Source organism: Methylosinus sp. R-45379 (assembly GCF_001644125.1).
Taxonomy (GTDB): Bacteria; Pseudomonadota; Alphaproteobacteria; order Rhizobiales; family Beijerinckiaceae; genus Methylosinus.
Genome location: NZ_LUUM01000291.1, coordinates 47,507 through 63,558 on the forward strand (window position 1 = coordinate 47,507; position 16,052 = coordinate 63,558).

Genomic DNA, 16,052 nt, shown 5'->3' on the forward strand with positions numbered 1-16,052 from the left:
CCATTCGAGGCTCGGCGATGAAACGCATTCTTTTTCTGTTCTCGAGTCTCACCGCCGTCATCGCGAGCGGAGCGAAGCGATCCAGCGTCGCAGGGCGGCCACTGGATCGCTTGGTGGCTTCGCTCCTCGCGATGACGGGCCTCCTTTGCAGAGGCGCGCTGTTGCGCGCGCCGCTCGCATTGCTTTTTCTCGCTGGTCTCTCCGGCTCCGCGCCGCTGCGCGCCGAGACGGCGTCCTTCGATCAATTGCGCCGCGCCGATGGCGCGCGCATCGTGCCGGACAAATTTCTGCGCAGCTTCGATCCCATCACCATCTTTTTCGATCGCGACATCGGCCCCAAGGCCGGCGGGCCGGAAGACGTGCATGAGAAATTCGCCAAGCTCTCCGGCGAGCCCGCCGGCGAATGGCGCTGGATCGGCGCGCGCGCGCTGCAATTTCGTCCCGCCGAGCTGTGGAAGCCGCTGCAGCGCGTCGATATAGAGGCGGGCGCCGCCGCGACGCGGCTCGTCGCGCTGCTGCCGACGCCCTCTTCCACCAATCCGACGGAGAGCGCCGATCCGATCGCGGATCTCGAGCAGATAACGCTCACTTTTCCCGAGCCCGTCGATATCGCCGCGCTGGCGCGCCTGTTGACGATCGAATTGCGTCCTGCGCCGGGAATTTCTCCGCTCGGCGGACAATTGCTGACGCCGAAGGACTATGACATTCGTCCGCTGGAGCGCGCCGATCGTAACGCCGCGCAGAGCGTCGCCATTCGCTTGCGCGAGTCGATTCACGACGGACGCGTCGCGATCCTGCGATTGAAGCTCGCCGACGAGCCGGGGCTCGACGATGAGATTTTCGAGTTGCGCGCGCGTTCTGCCGCGCCTTTCGCCGTCAGTGAGGCGAGCTGCGGCCGCGGCTGGAGCGACGACAAGCAGGACGGCGTGCTGCGCTGCGCTTTCGGCTACGCCGTCGCGCCGGCGTCGGCTTCATCGGAGGGCGAGGAAGAATCCGCGCCCGTCTCCAATTACCAGCCCGCCAATCGGCGCCGGCTGACGCTGAGCTTCACCGAGCAGCCGGGCGAGATCGACATTCTGCGCGCGCGCGAGGCGCTGCGCATCTCGCCGCCGGTCGACGATCTCTCCGTCGAGATCGACCGCAAGCGCCTCAACATCTATGGCAAGTTTCTCTCCGATCGCGTCTATGAGCTGACGCTGGCGCCGGGCGCTCTACGCGACGTCAGAAAGCGCGCGCTCGCCTCGCGCTTCGCGCTGCGCTTCGCTTTCGATCGCGACCGGCCGGCGCTCGCATGGGACGCCGCGCAAGGGCTCGTCGAGCGTTTCGGCCCGCAATTGCTGCCGCTGCGCGGACGCGGCTATGACCGCGCCGACATTCGCATTCATGCGATCGATCCGCTCGCGCGCGACTTCTGGCCTTTCCCCAAGAGCGGCGTCGAGACGGAGGACAGCGCCGCGCCGCCGCTGCCCGGCAATGAGCCCGCGCATTGGGGCGAGACCGATGCGCCGGAGGCCGAAGCGATCGTCGCGCGCATAAAGGCGCTGGGCTCGCCCGCCGTTTCCGCGTTGCTCGATCTGCCGATCCGTCGCAATGGCGCCGACGCCAAATTCGGCCTCGATCTGTCGAGCGAATTCGCCAAGATCGCCGGCGCTGGACAGCCGGGAACCTATCTCATCGGCCTGCGCGCCGTGGATGAGAAGAAACGCCATTGGCTGCGCGCGCAAGTGACCGATCTGTCGCTGAGCGCGATAGAGGAGCGCGCGCGCGTGCGCTTCGTCGTCACCTCGCTCTCCACCGCGCAGCCCGTCTCCGGCGCGGAAGTGCGGCTCGAAGGCGTGAAGGGCGAGAAATTCGTCACGCTCGCGCGCGGGACCACCGACAATTCCGGCTTCTTCGCTTTCGATCCCGGCAAACGCGCGGAAGCCGATGTGCGCCGCATCGTCGTGACCAAGGGCCTCGACACGCTCGTGTTGGACGCCAATGACGGCCCCTCCGAATATGCCCGCGAGAATTGGACGAAGCCGGACGGCGCCTGGCTCGCATGGACCGCGAATCCACAGGAGCCGCGCAAGGAAGAGCCACGCACGCTCTGCCATGTCTTCGCCGAGCGGCCGATCTATCGGCCCGAGGAGCCGGTACATATAAAGGGCTTCGTGCGCGCCTATCGCGATGGCGCACTGGCGATTGCGAAAGCGGGCGGAACGCTGGTCGTCTCCGGCCCCGGCAATCAGGAATGGCGCATTCCGGTGAAGCTCGACGCCGCCGGGAGCTTCTATCACAAATTCGATGCGCAGACGCCGGCGACCGGCGATTACGCGCTGCGCTTCGAGCCCGATGGCGCGAAGCCGAAGAAGAGCGAGACGAAAGGCGATGAGGCCGAGCCGAGCGAGACCGCAGAGGCCGCGGGCGAAGCGCCGCAGACGATTTCTTGCGGACAGTTTCCGTTCAAGAAAGAGGCTTATCGTCTGCCGACATTCGAGGTGGTGCTCAATGCGCCGCAGATCGTTCCACTCGACGGCGAGTTCAATGTCGATCTCATCGCGCGCTATTTCGCCGGCGGGCTGGTCGCGGAACGGCCGGTGAAATGGCGCGCCGTGCAATTTCCGCATGTGTTTCAGCCGCCGGGACGCGAGGGATTTCTATTCTCGAGCGACGCGCGCTTCTCCGGCGAGGGCAAGTTCAAATCCTCGCCAGTGCTGGAGCGCGACGCGCGCACCGACGCCGGCGGCGCCTCGCGCATGACCTTCGATACGACGATAGAGCCGACCGCGCAGCCGCGGCGCTATTCGATAGAGGCGACCGTCACCGGCGACGATGGAATAGAGGTGCGCAATGTGCAGAATGTCATCGCCGTTCCGCCTTTCGCGCTCGGCGTGAAGCTGCCGCGCTATGTCGAGCGGCCCGGCGCGGTGACGCCGGAGTTTCTCGCGCTCGATGGCAAGGGCGAGGCGGTGGAAGGACTTCCCGTCACCATGCGCTTCATCAAGCGCAATTGGGTGTCGACGCTGCAGGCCTCCGATTTCGCGCAAGGCGCCGCGAAATATGTGACGCAGGTGATGGAGGAGACGCTCCTCGAGCGCAGACTGACGAGCGCGAAAGAGGCGCAGAAAATAGAGATAGAGGCGCGCGAGGCCGGCGTTTATGTCGTGCAGCTCGAGGCCTATGATCGCATCGGCCGTCGTCAGCAGGTGAGCGTCGATTTCTTCGTGGGCGGCAATACGCCCGTGACCTTCCAGCGTCCGCCGGCCTCCACCGCGACCATCACGACCGACAAGCAAGCCTATGCGCCGGGCGAGACGGCGACGCTCATCGTCCAATCGCCGTTCCAAAACGCCAAGGCGCTCGCCATCGTCGAGCAGCCCAATGGCGTGTTCGATTATCAGCTCATCGACATCGCCAATGGCTTTGGGCGTTACACGCTCACGCTGCGCAAGGAGCAAACGCCGAAGCTCGCCGTGCATTTCCTCATCATGCGCGGACGCTTGAAGGACAGCGCGCCGGCGGCGGCCTCCAATATCGACCAGGGCAAGCCGGTGACGATCGCCGCCACCAAATGGATCGAGGTGACGCCGGTCAAGAATATCGTGACCGCAAAGCTCGATTATCCGACGAAGGCGCGGCCGGGGCAGGAGGTGGAGGTCAGCTTGCGTCTTTCCGATGATCTCGGCAAGCCGCTCGCCGGAGAAGCGACATTCTGGATGGTCGATCAGGCGGTGCTGTCGCTCGCCAAGGAGCGGCCGCTCGATCCGCTGCCGGATTTCATCGTCGAGCGCGAGACGAGGCTCGCCGCGCGCGACACGCGCAATCTCGCCTTCGGCAAGATTCCGCTGGAGGAGATTCCTGGCGGCGACGCCGGCCTCGACGAATGGGGCGCGGAAACCAATGTCAGCGTGCGCAAGAATTTCACGCCCGTGCCGATCTATCTGCCGAGCGTGAAAGTCGGCGCCGACGGCGTCGCAAAGATCAAGGTGAAGCTGCCCGACTCGCTCACCGTGTTCAAGCTGCGCGCCAAGGCGGTGAGCGGCGCCGATCGTTTCGGCTATGCGACGGGCGAGATGCTCATTCGTCAGGAGCTCGTCGCCCAGCCCGTGTTGCCGCGTTTCCTGCGGCCGGGCGATGCGTTCGATGTTTCCGTCCTCGCGCGCATCGTCGAGGGGCCTGGCGGCGGCGGCAGAGCCTCCGTCGCCGCGGAGGGGCTGATGCTGGCGAGCAATGCGTCGCAGGCTTTCAGCTGGATCGCGAACAAGCCTGCGCGCATCGATGTCGCCGCCAGCGTGCCGGAGCCAGCGCCCGGCAAGGAGAGCGTGAAGCTGAATTTTCGTGTGGAGCGCGACGCCGACCATGCGCGCGATGCGGTGGAGATCGACTTGCCGATCAGGCCGGATCGTCTGCCGGTGCGGCGCTATGAGATCGTCGAGATCGCGCCCGGCGAGAGCAAGACACTCGCGGCCGCGACCGACGCCGCGCGGCCCGGCTCCTTCCGCCGTGACGTGACGATCGCCGGCGATCCCGCTCTGGTGCGGCTCGTCGCGGGATTGAACGCGCTCGTCGAATATCCTTATGGCTGCACGGAGCAGCGCCTCTCGCTCGCGCGCTCGGTGCTGGCGCTCAAGAATTTCACGCCGATTCTCTCGGCTGCGGGGCTCGAGAGCCGTCTTTCCAGCGATGTGCGCAACACGATCCGCGCGATCGATCAAGCGGTCGACGCCGATGGGCTCGTCGCCTTCTGGCCGCGCGCGCGCGGAAATGTGTCGCTCACCGCCTGGGCCTATTCCTTCCTCGTCAGCGCAGAGCGCGCGGGCGAGCCGATCGACAAGCCGCTCGCCGATCGTCTCGCCAATGTGTTGAAGCTGTCGCTGCGTTCGGATTATCCGCGTCTGCTCTCCGGCGAGGAATTGCGCGAGCGCGTCGAGGCGCTGATCGCGCTCGCCGAGGGCGGCAAGCTCGACGAATCCTATGTCGCCGAGCTGTCGCGGCACGCCGATTTCATGGCCAACGCCAGCGTTGCGGAGCTGACGCGCGCCGCCGCGCGCACGCAATCGGGCGATCGGCGCAACGTCGACTCCTTGCTCGATTCTCTGTGGAGCCGCGTGAAGATTCTCTCTCGCAACGGCGCGCAATATTATGCGGGCCAGGCGGCGGACGGCGGCAATCCGGTGATTTTGCCCTCCGAGACGCGCTCGCTCGCGGAGATGCTGCGGGCCGTCACGATCGCTTCGCCTTCCGATCCGCGCGCGGGGCTGTTGCGCGACGCGCTGCTGCGATTGGGCGAGGGCGACGGCTGGGGCTCGACCAACGCCACCGCCGCCGCGATCGATGCGCTCGCCGAGATTTGGCGTCGTCCGCAAACGCCCCTGCAGATCGCGCTCTCGCAGGAGGGCGCGCCGCCGCGCATGCTGACGCTGGACGCCAATAATCCTGTCCTGCGCGAGACGAGCACGGCTCCTGCGGCGCTGACGATCGTCAATCGCGGACCGGCGCCGATCATGGCGCTGGTCGAGACGCGATACGAGCCGAAAGAGAGCGGCGCGAAGGCTCTGCCGGTGAGCGAAGGCTTCGCGCTGACGCGCGACATTCTGCGCGTCGGCAAGGCGGATGCGCCTTTGGAAAAAATCGCGGCGGAGAATGGCGTCGTGAAGCTCGCCATCGGCGACGTGATCGAGGAGACGGCGGAGCTCGTCAATCCGCAGGATCGCACCCATGTCGCGATCTCGCTGCCGCTGCCGGCGGGCTTCGAGCCTTTGAATCCCCATCTCGCGACGGCGCCGGCCGAGGCGCAGCCGTCGAGCGCGCCGACGCTCGCGCCGACCAGCGTCTCCTTCGGCGACGATCGCGTGTTCTACGCTTATGACCAATTGCCGAAGGGAACATATCGCTTCGCCTTCCGCGCCAAGGCGCAGACGGCGGGCGCCTTCACCGAGCCGCCGGGCGTCGTCGAGACGATGTATAAGAAAGGCCTGCAAGCGCAGAGCGCCGGCAAGCGCGTGGAAATCGCGAAGTGAAGAAGGTTCGCGAATTCTTTCTCCCGCTTTTCGGGAGAAGGAGGTCGCCCGCTCTGTTCTTATTTTTCTTCTTCATTGTTGCGCTACTCGTTCCTTCCGCTTTCTTCGTTCGCACGGCCATCGGGCGCGCGCAGCTCGTCGCGCCGCGGCCGACGCCCATGGTCTATGACCGCAACGGCGGCTTTCTCACGCAGATCGGCGCGCGTGACGCTGCGCGGATCGACTATGGCTATTGGCCATTGCGTGACATTCCGCAGCGGGTCGCGCTCGCGACTCTCGCGCTCGAGGACCGCCGCTTCGCCTCGCATGGAGGCGTCGATGCGCGGGCTCTGCTGCGCGCGGCGTGGCGCAATCTTGTCGGACGTAAGCGCCGCGAGGGCGCCTCCACCATCGCCATGCAGGTCGCGCGCATGCAAAATCCCGCGCCGCGCAGCTTTTCGGCCAAGATCACGGAGGCGGCGACGGCGGTCGCGCTCGTCGCGCGCCATGGTCACGAGGCGGTTCTCGCGCATTATCTGCGGCTCGCGCCCTATGGCAATGGCAGCCATGGAATCGCGCATGCCGCGCGCTTTTATTTCGACAAGCCGGTCGAGGATCTCTCGCTCGCGGAGATCGCTCTGCTGGCCGCTGTTCCGCAATCGCCCGGCCGCATGAATCTCTTTCGCGAGAGCGGGCTCGTCCTCGCGAGGGCGCGCGCCGCTCGCGCGCTCGCCTATCTGTCGCGCGAGACGCTCGTCGAGCCCGCGCAGATCGCGCTCGCGACAAAGCAGCTCGCGACGCTGCATCCCATCGGCGCGGCGCGGCGGCCGGATGCGCTGCATCTCTCGCTACGCTATGAGGCGCTGGCGCGGGAAGGCCTCATCGCGCCGGCCTCGCCGCATGATCCGCGCATCGGCGCGACCATCGATCTCTCATTGCAGGACAAGCTCGCGCATCTTTCGCGGCGCTATCTCGCGCTCTGGCGCTCCGCCGGCGCGCGGCAAGTCGCGCTCATGGTCGTGGAGCGCGGCGCGGGCGCTGTGCTCGCGGACATAGGCTCATCCGATTATCGCGACTGGCGCGATGGCGCGATCGATTTCACGCGCGCGCTGCGCTCGCCGGGATCGACGCTGAAGCCTTTCGTCTATGCGCTCGCATTCGAGCGCGGCGCGCTCGAGCCGACCGATCTCGTCGCCGATGTTCCAGAGGGCGCATCCGGCGTCAACAACGCCGATGGCGCGTTTCTCGGGCCGATGCTGCCGCGCCAGGCGCTCGCCAATTCGCGCAATGTGCCGGCGACCAATCTCATGCGCCGCGTCGGGCTCGAGGCCAATTTTCAATTTCTGCACGATCTCGGCCTGCATGATCTCGAGGCCCCGGCGGAATCCTTCGGCCTCTCCATGGCGATCGGCGCGCTGCCGACGCGGCTCGAGCATCTGATGCGCGCCTATGGCGCGCTCGCCGAGGATGGCGTGCTCTCCGATCTTCTCTTTGCGAAAGAGCAGCAGCGGCGCCGCTCCATTCGCGTGATGTCGAGCGACACGGCGCGGCTCGTCACATCGATGCTGGCCGATCCGCTCGCGCGTCTGCCGAGCTTTCCGCGCTATGGGCCGCTCGAATATCCTTTCGCCGTTGCGGTGAAGACCGGCACGTCGCAGGCCTATCGCGACGCCTGGACCATCGCCTACTCGCGCAAGGTCATCGTCGGCGTATGGATCGGGCGCGGCGACGCCGGCGCGATGAATCGGCTGAGCGGCGCCGCATCCAGCGCGCGGCTCGCGCATGCGGCGTTGACGCTCATTCATGGCGCGAAGGCGGGGGAGATAGAGGCGGAATCCTTTCCGCCGCCGCAGGGCCGCGTTCCGGTGGAAATGTGTCTCGCCGGCGGACGCAGCGACGGACGCTGCGGCGAGACGCTGGTCGAATGGGTGAGGCCAGAGAAGGCGCCGCCGACGCGCAGCGCAATGGAAATCGCCGCGCGGCCGGCGCCGCGCGGCGACGAGAATGTCGAGCTCGCGATCACGACGCCCGAGCATAAAACGCATGTCTGGCGCAATCCAGAGCTGCCGGTGGAGCTGAACCGTCTCGCTCTGCGTGCATCGGCGTCCGGCTCTGTGGAGCAGATACTCTGGATGGTGGACGGCCGGCCGTTCCGGCTCGCCGACGCCGACCAGCCTGTCTATTGGCCCATGCAGCCGGGAACGCACCGCATTCAAGCGCGCCTGCCGTTGCGGCCCGGCGCCTCCCGCACCGTGGAAGTGACGATCGAATGAGCGAGGCGTCTCGCTTTTTCGATATGGGCGCGAGAGGTTTACCCGGGCCGCCTTTTTTATTATGAGGCGTGCTGCGTGAGATCTCGGGGCGATGGAATCTGGCATGGCTGACGACGCGGCAGTGATGATGGCGACGGATGCCGGCGCGGCGATGTCCCGCGATATACGCAAGACCGCTCTCGATCCGAATTTCTGGTATCCCGTCGCGCGCAGCGAGGAGGTGCGCAAAGGCAAGACGCATCGCTGCGCTTTCGCCGGCGATCCGATCGTGCTGGCGCGCGGGCGTCAGGGCGTGTTCGCGCTCGAGGATTGTTGCGCGCATCGGCAAGTGCCGCTCAGCGCCGGCGTGGTCGAGGAGGAGACGATACGCTGCGGCTATCATGGCTGGGCCTATGACGCGAGCGGCGCCTGCGTGTCGCTGCCCTATGCGACCGATTGTAGCCGCGCCGCAACCGGCGTGCGCAGCTATCCGTGCCGGGAGGCCTATGGGCTCGTCTTCGTCTTTCCGGGCGATGCGGCGCGCGCGGAGCTGACGCCTTTTCCCGATGTGCCCTCGGCGACCGACAGCCGTTACAAGATTCGCTATCTCAATCGCCGCGCCGGCTGCCACTACAGCTTCATGCACGAGAATCTGATGGATATGAATCATCAGTTTCTGCATCGCCGGCTGATGGGCGGGATCAAGACCTATTTTCTCGGCAGCCGCAGAGGCGACGCCTGGGCGGAAGCGACCTACAGCTTTCGCCGCGTCAGCGGTCGGCAGCCCTTCGGCGAGAATTTCATTCTCAATCGCGGCAAATGGCGCTTGAAGCGCGCGCCGCTTTCGGCCGAGGCGCTGGCGACGCCGCCGGGCGATCGAATGGTGATCCGCACCGACTATCCCTATCAGACGCTGAAGTTCTGGACCGCGGGCGCGAGCGAGCCGGCGCTCGATCTGTGGAACTGCTATATTCCTGTCGATCGCGCGCAGAAGATCAATCACACTTTCGGCATGATCATGATCAAGCGGCCGGCGAAACATTCCTTCCTGCTCGATCTCTTCTGGCCCGCGATCGTCTGGTTCACCAATGGCATTTTCGCGGAAGATCGCTGGATCTGCGAATTGGAGCAGGCGGCCTTCGACGCGCAGGGCGAGGATCGCAATCAGGAGATATTTCCGGCGATCCTCGATCTGCGCAGCGTGCTCGTGGAGAATGGCCTGCCATTGGCGCGTGATCGCGGGTAAGGCGTCATGCGCGCAGCGGCAGATGCGACATTCGAAAGAATGCGGAGACGAGCTTCACCATCAAGCCGACGAAGCCGGAGCCGCCGTAGAAGCCGGTCTTGTTGAGCTGCACATAGACATAGGCGGGCCGGTCGGAGCGATTGGTCAATTCGCACACCAGGAAGCCTTCGCGCGCACGCATCGATTCGAATAAAATGCCTGTCGCCTCGGCGAACTCACGCAAGCGCGTGCGCACGGGCTTTGGTGCGACGGCGATCGGCGTTTCCTCGTCATTCGCCTCCGCATCGTCGGGGTGCCGCAGGCTCGTCGGGCGTAGCTTGGAGTCGATATTTTCCGTGGCGGCGATGACATTGCCGAGCGCGAAATCGCGGCTGTCGCCGGGCGCGAGTCGCTCGCACCATACCATAGTGCGGCCGGAGAGGCAGAGAATCGCCTGCCGTCCCGCATTCTCCGTCTCCTCCGCGCGATAGACATAGGGCGCGCGCGCCCAGCTCATCGTGGCGGCGTCGCATGGCGTCGAGTGTATCGCCACCTCGGCCGAGGAGCAGAGATAGGCGGGCTGCAGAAACTTCAGCGGCGGCGCGCCGTCGCGCGCCAGCTCGGAGAGATCGATCTTCTCGACGACATTGCCGTCGCCGGCGGACAGGAGAATCTGCCGCTGATCGGCGAGCGTGGTGACGCGGTTGAGCCGCACGTCGCCGCCGCCGCAAAAGATTTGTAAAAATGCGCTGCCCTCATTGGCGATGAAGGAGCGCGGCGGAATCTCGTGCGGGCTCTGGCGCGGGATCGTCTTGACGCCCGGCCAGCGGCAGACGGAGCGATTGGGACGATCGAAGAAGGCCGTGTTCGGCCCGAGCGTGACGACGAGCCCTTCCTGTCCTTCCAGCAAGCGAAAATCGCTCTCGCCTTCGACGAGGATGGGACGGTCGCGGCTGAAGAAAGGATTGCGCGCGATGGTGCGCAGGCCGAGATCGAGGAAAAAGGTCGGCGACAGATACATGGTGGGAAATCCCCTCGGCGGAGCGTCGCCGGAACGGGTCCAGCGCAAGCCTTGCGTCAGAAGAAAGCATCCCAGTATGGATAGCGCCGATGACATTCGGATCAAGCTTCGGCGGCGAAGCGAGACCGAACCGTCAGTATCCCGTCATCTCGAGATAGCCGACGCCGCTCTGCGCGCCGGCGAAGGAGATCGGCCCTTCGAAATAGCCGACGCCGACGCCCATGAAGCTCTGCGAATTGAGGGGCTTCGTCTCTATGTCGAGATGCAGGCTCGCCACGCGCACGCGCCAGCGCAGGGGCAGCAGGCGACCGGCGACGAGGCCCTGCTCCAGCGGCTCGAGGAAAATATCGTCGCGCGTGAGCATGCGCGTCGCGCCATCGGCTGTGATGAAGCTTCCCGAGAGAAAGGGAAGCGTCTTGTCGCTGCGCAGACGGAAGAGCATCAGCTCGCCGCCGCTGTCGAGATGCAGCGAGAACCAGTCCCAGCCTTTCTGATCCGCTGAGAGCGGCCGGCTGCTCCATTCGTGATCCATCCAGGCGCGGCCCTTCACCTTGCGCTCGGCGCCGTCTATGGCGAGCGCGCCTTCGACGCTGAAGAAGGGCTGGCTGTAATAATATGAAGCCTGTCCGCTCTCCGATTTGCGGCTGAAGCCTGCTTCGCCATGCAGAGCGAGCGGCTCTTCGGCGGTGAGCGCGAGCGTGTAGCGAAAGCGCGGCGCGATTGCGGAGATGGTTCCGCCGGAGAGATTGGGCTCCGTCGCGGAAAAGGACCAATTGTCGATAAAGGCGCGGAATGGCGCCGCTGTGACGCCCGCCTGTCCGACGCCGCCGCGTGCGCGCGTCTCGGCGAAGAGATGCAGCGCATCGGTCGTGACGGCGGCATGCGCGACGAAAGCTTGCGGGCTGTCCCAGCCTTCGCCGCCATGCGGCGCGCGCGCGTGGCGGAACAAGGTCCATTGCGCGCCATAGGCTTTGCCTGTCTCATCCGTCAGATTGGCGGTGAGATACCACCATTCGATGCGAAACTCTGGATGCGCGCCATGATCGCGCGGAAAGACGAGCGTATGGCCCGGCTGCGGCTCGGCGAAGCCCTGCGCCTCGTCGCCGAGACCGGCGAATCCGGCGGCGCGCGCCGACGCGGCGGAAAGAAGCGCCAGAGCGAGGAGAAGGGCGCGCAGCGCTTCAGCGTTCATTGGCGAAGACCGCGAGCAGGGACGCCGGCGCGATGCGCGCGAGACGGCGAATGGGCAAGAGCGCGGCTAGCGCGGCAGTGAGCAGCGCCAGCGCGAAGACCTCGAGCCATTGCGACGGAAAAATATGAAAGGGCAGGCGCCAGCCGAAAGCGCGCACATTGACGATGGCGACGAGATCATAAGCGAGAGCGAGGCCGAGCGGCACGGAGACGAGCGCCGTCGCGGCCGCAAACAGCGTGACGCGCGCGAGTTCCAGCAGAGCGAGGCTGCGCCGCGAGACGCCCGCCGCCCACAGCGGCGCGAGCTGCGGGACGCGCGCGGCGGCGAGCGTGGTGAGGCTGGCGAAAAGTGCGATCGCCGAGACGACGAGCGTCAGCGCGTCGAGCGCGGCGGTGACGGCGAATGTGCGCTCGAATATGTCCGTCGAACGCTGCTTCAGCGCCGCCTGATCGATGATGCGCGCGACGCCCGCGCCAAATTCCGCTTGCAGCGCGAGCATGATCTCCGGCGCAGTCTCCGAGCGCGCGCGTAGCATATAGTCGAGCCGGCGCGCGTCCGGCCAGCGCGACGAGAGCGCGTCGTGATCGACGCGGAGCTGGCCTTTGGCGGCGCCGTAATCGGGATAGATTCCGACGATCTCGACGCGCCAATCGCCGGTCGGCGTCGGTATCTCCAAGGTCGAGCCGAGCGCGAGGCGAAGACGCCGCGCGAGCTGCTCGCTGATGAGCGCGGAATCGCCGCGTGCGATGCTGTTCCACGCGTCGGCGTGCGCTTCGAGCAACGGAAAATGCGCGCTGAAGGTCTCATGCGGCGGCGCGCCGACGATCTCGACGGGCCAAGAACTTCCGGGCGTGGAGCGGATGGCCGTTTTCGCCTTGCACAGCGGCAGAACGGCGGCGACATCCTCGCGATGGGAGAGCCATGTCGCTATGCGCCGCGCGTCTTTATCGCTCGCGGCCTCGAAATAGATTTCCGCGACGAGGCGCTCGTCGAGCCATTGCGTGAATGTCCGGCGAAAGCCCTCCACCATGGAGCCGACGCCTATATTGGTGGAGAGGGCGAGCAGCAGCGCCATCAGCGCCAGCGAGAGGCCGGGAAGCTGCTGCAGCGCATCGGCGAAGAACCATTTGGCGAGCGGTCCGCGCGCGCGTCTTTCGCCGAGCCGCAGCATTGCGGCGAGCGGCAGCGGCAATGCGAGCGCGGCGCCGAGCAACAGCCCGGCCATGGAGGCGAAGCCCGCCTCCATCCCCTCGCCGAAGAGCAGCGCCGCCGCCGCGCCCATGAGAGCGAGTACTGCGAGCGCGGCCTGGCGGTAGAGCCAATGTCGCTGCGCCTCGCGCCAGGCGAAAGGCTGCGCGATGGCGAGCACGGGCAGGCGCAGAGTCTTGACCAGCCCGCTCGCCGCGGCGATCGCGGCGCCGATCAGCGCCATGCCGATGCCGGATAGCCACCAGGAAGGCGCGAGGCCGAGCGCGCCGTCGAGCTCGGCGCCATAGAGTCCCTCGAGGCTGGCGGCCATGTTGGGCAGCAGCGCGGCGGCGATGAGATAGCCGCCGGCCATTCCCGCAGCGCCGGCGAGCAGGGCGAGCAGCGTCAGCTCCGCGACCAGCGCCAATGAGAGCGCACGCAAGGAGGCGCCGATGGCGCGCAGCGTGCGGATGATCGGCAGGCGCTGCTCGAAGGCGAGGCCGAAAGACGCATGTGCGATGAACAGGCCCACCACATAGGCCAAAAGGCCGAAGGCGGTGAGGTTGAGATGAAAGCTCTCGGTGAGCTTGGCGAGCTCCGGCGCCTCATCTGCCTCCACGCGGCGCAGCGTTTCGCCGATGACGGATTCGAGCGTGGGCGCGTCCGCAGTAGGTTCCTCGGCGAGCAGCAGGCGCGACAGGCGCCCCGGCCGATGCAGCAGCCTCTGCGCGGCGCCGATGTCGACGACGACCATCCCCGGCGCGAGATCTCTGGCGATGGCGAGCGGCGGCAGGCGATCCGCTTCACTGATCGTCGGCGTCGCGCCTTCCATGAGGCCGAGCGCGCGCAATGTCTGCGGCGCGATCAGCGCGCGGCCGGGCGGGCCGAGGAAATCATTCAGATCGTCGCCCTCCGGCATTTTATTGCTGGAGATTTTGGGCAGCGTCAGCGGCTCCACGCCCAGCAGGCGATAGGATTTGTCGCCGAGGCGGATCGTCCCCTCGAGAATCGGCGAGACCTTCCAGCCCGCGCGCCGCAGAGCGATGAAAGCGTCCTGCGCGAAAAATCCGCCGCTCGCCGCAACGAGGCTCGGCGAGCCGCCGAGGCCGAGCGCGCCGGCCGCGCGATCATAGCTGCGGCGCGCTTGATCGTTCAGCGCCGCGACGCCGCTCCACAGCGCCGTCGCCACGGCGAGGCCGACGAAGAGCGCGGCGAATTGGCCGGGACGTCGCCGCCAATGGCTGGTGAGCGTGGTGAGCGTATAGAAGAATTGCTTCACGGCGCCAGCCTTCCGCCGGCCAGAGTGGCGCGACGGTCGAGCCGCGCAGCGAGCCGCGCGCTATGCGTGACCATCAGCACCGCCGCGCCCGCCGTGGCGGAGAGCTCGAGCAGAAGATTGAGCACGGCGTCGCCTGTGGCTTCATCCAGATTGCCGGTCGGCTCGTCGGCGAGCAAGAGGCGCGGGCGCGGCGCCAGCGCGCGGCCGACGGCGACGCGCTGCTGTTGCCCGCCCGACAATTGCTCGGGATAGCGATCGAGCAGAGCGGAGAGGCCGAGACGCTCCGCGAGCGCGTCGCGCCAATCGCGATCGTAACGCCCGGCGAGCCGCGCCTGCAGAGAGAGATTATCGCCGACGGTGAGGCTCGGCACGAGATTGAACTGCTGAAACACGACGCCGAGTGTCTTGCGGCGCAGCGCCGCGCGGCCTTCGTCGTCGAGCTTCGTCACTTCCGCATCGTCGATGTGAATGGCACCGCCATCGGCATGGTCGAGCCCGGCGACGAGATGCAGCAGCGTGCTCTTGCCGCTGCCCGACTCGCCCATCAGCGCGAGGCTCTCGCCGGCGCTGAGCGCGAGATCGACGCCGCGCAGCACGGGCAGAGGACCCTGCGGTCCGAGATAGGATTTCGAAAGCCCCGTCACGCGCAGCAGCGCGCCCTCTACTGCCGCATCACGCGCGGGCGCCGACATCACGCTCAAAACGCCCTCATTTCGGATCGAAGTGGAATTGAATGCCGCGCGGATGGCCGTAGGGCGGCGCGGGGAAAGGCGCGGCGCGGCGCACGGCGGCGAGAGCGGCGTTGTCGAGCTCGGCGAAGCCGCTCGAGCGATAGACCGCCTGATGCGTCACATGCCCGCCCTCGTCGATGAAGAACACGACGACGCCGTGATTGGGCGTCGTCTTGTTGCGCAGCGACGGCGGCACATTCATATGCCGCATGATGAGGCCGAAGAGCACGGAGAGATAGGTGGTCTTCGCCGTGCCGCCGCTGACCGGCGCCGGCTTGGAGGAGCCGGAGAGCTTGAAGTCCGGCAGCGGCTCCAGCGAGGCGAGCTGATCGGCGATGGATTTGGGCTTGGGCTCCGGCGAGGCCTTGATCTCGACCTCGCCCTGCTTGTCGTCGACCCGCGCTTCCTTTTGCGGCTCCGCCTGCTCGACGATCTCGGCGTCGGCCTTGTCCTCCTCCGCCTTGGGGGCGGCCGGCGCGGGCTCGGCTTTGGCCGCCTGCTGCTTTTGCGGATCGGCGGATTTCTCCTGCGCGGGCTTGGCGGCGTGCTGCTCGTTCGGCGGCTCGCGGCGGGCGGATTTGGTCTCCTGATCCGGCGCGTCGCGATCGGCCTTCTCCTGGTTCGGCGCGCGCGGCGCGTCGAAGGCCGGCTTCTCGTCATCGACGAGCTTTTGCGGCGGCGGCGGCTTCTGCTTTTGCTTCTCCTCCGGCTTCGGCTCCTCCTTCTCGGGCTCCGGCGGCGGCGGTTCCTGCGGCGGCGGAGGCTGCGGCGCCTCCGCGACCACCTCCAGCGGAATTTCCTGCTCTGTGGTCGGGCTCTCGCTCGACAGCAGCAATTGCTCGAGCAGAAATGCCGCCAGGACCAGAATATGAATGAGCGCGGACAGGATGATGGGCGCGAGCCGGCGCTTCGCAGGCGCCTCGCTCGCGGGCGGCGTTGTCAGACGTTCGGCCGGGTCCGCTCTCAAGCTCATGTCAGAAGCGACATTCGAACGCCGCATTGCGGAAAAACGACGGCGAGAGCTTCGCGCTCGAGCCTGAAAGGCGCGATTCTGCGAGGATGGACGCGCCGCGCGCCTCCGTTCCGCGAGATGTTCCGGCGACGCCGGGCGCGACAATGAAAAAGCTGCGCGTCATCGAGCCGGCGATCCAGAAGAGACGAGAGAGCATTCACACGAAACCGG

The 16,052-nt window shown here is 66.7% G+C and carries 8 protein-coding genes; 3 read left to right on the forward strand and 5 right to left on the reverse strand.

What is annotated here, in order from left to right; translation table 11 throughout:
• Positions 1–17: 17 nt before the first annotated feature.
• The 3 genes from A1351_RS20665 to A1351_RS20675 all read left to right on the forward strand — a co-directional run bounded on the left by A1351_RS20665 (position 18) and on the right by A1351_RS20675 (position 9,479).
• Positions 18–6,002, forward strand: coding sequence for an MG2 domain-containing protein (locus A1351_RS20665; RefSeq protein ID WP_083967436.1), 5,985 nt, complete (start codon positions 18–20; stop codon positions 6,000–6,002).
• Between the two features lie 158 nt (positions 6,003–6,160).
• On the forward strand, positions 6,161–8,254 hold the full coding sequence (locus A1351_RS20670) for a transglycosylase domain-containing protein (RefSeq protein WP_064033826.1): 2,094 nt from the start codon (positions 6,161–6,163) through the stop codon (positions 8,252–8,254).
• Between the two features lie 103 nt (positions 8,255–8,357).
• Entirely contained in the window at positions 8,358–9,479 is a 1,122-nt protein-coding gene (locus A1351_RS20675; RefSeq protein WP_024878582.1) for an aromatic ring-hydroxylating dioxygenase subunit alpha, read from the forward strand.
• A 4-nt stretch (positions 9,480–9,483) separates the two neighbouring features.
• Here the strand turns inward: A1351_RS20675 and A1351_RS20680 are convergent, their stop codons facing one another.
• The 5 genes from A1351_RS20680 to A1351_RS20700 all read right to left on the reverse strand — a co-directional run bounded on the left by A1351_RS20680 (position 9,484) and on the right by A1351_RS20700 (position 15,842).
• Positions 9,484–10,479, reverse strand: a complete 996-nt coding sequence (locus A1351_RS20680; protein WP_024878583.1) for a hypothetical protein — start codon at positions 10,477–10,479, stop codon at positions 9,484–9,486.
• A 133-nt stretch (positions 10,480–10,612) separates the two neighbouring features.
• Complete coding sequence (locus A1351_RS20685) at positions 10,613–11,671, reverse strand: lipocalin-like domain-containing protein (RefSeq protein ID WP_064033795.1); 1,059 nt, start codon at positions 11,669–11,671, stop codon at positions 10,613–10,615.
• A complete protein-coding gene (locus tag A1351_RS20690; RefSeq protein WP_064033796.1) occupies positions 11,661–14,138 on the reverse strand; it encodes an ABC transporter permease in 2,478 nt (825 codons plus the stop codon). The genes A1351_RS20685 and A1351_RS20690 overlap by 11 nt, the downstream gene beginning before the upstream one ends.
• A complete protein-coding gene (locus A1351_RS20695) occupies positions 14,135–14,830 on the reverse strand; it encodes an ABC transporter ATP-binding protein (protein ID WP_198162459.1) in 696 nt (231 codons plus the stop codon). Before A1351_RS20695 ends, A1351_RS20690 begins: the two co-directional genes overlap by 4 nt.
• A 16-nt stretch (positions 14,831–14,846) precedes the next feature.
• Positions 14,847–15,842: a TonB family protein gene (locus A1351_RS20700; protein WP_024878587.1), complete on the reverse strand. Its 996-nt coding sequence runs from the start codon at positions 15,840–15,842 to the stop codon at positions 14,847–14,849.
• Positions 15,843–16,052 lie beyond the last annotated feature (210 nt).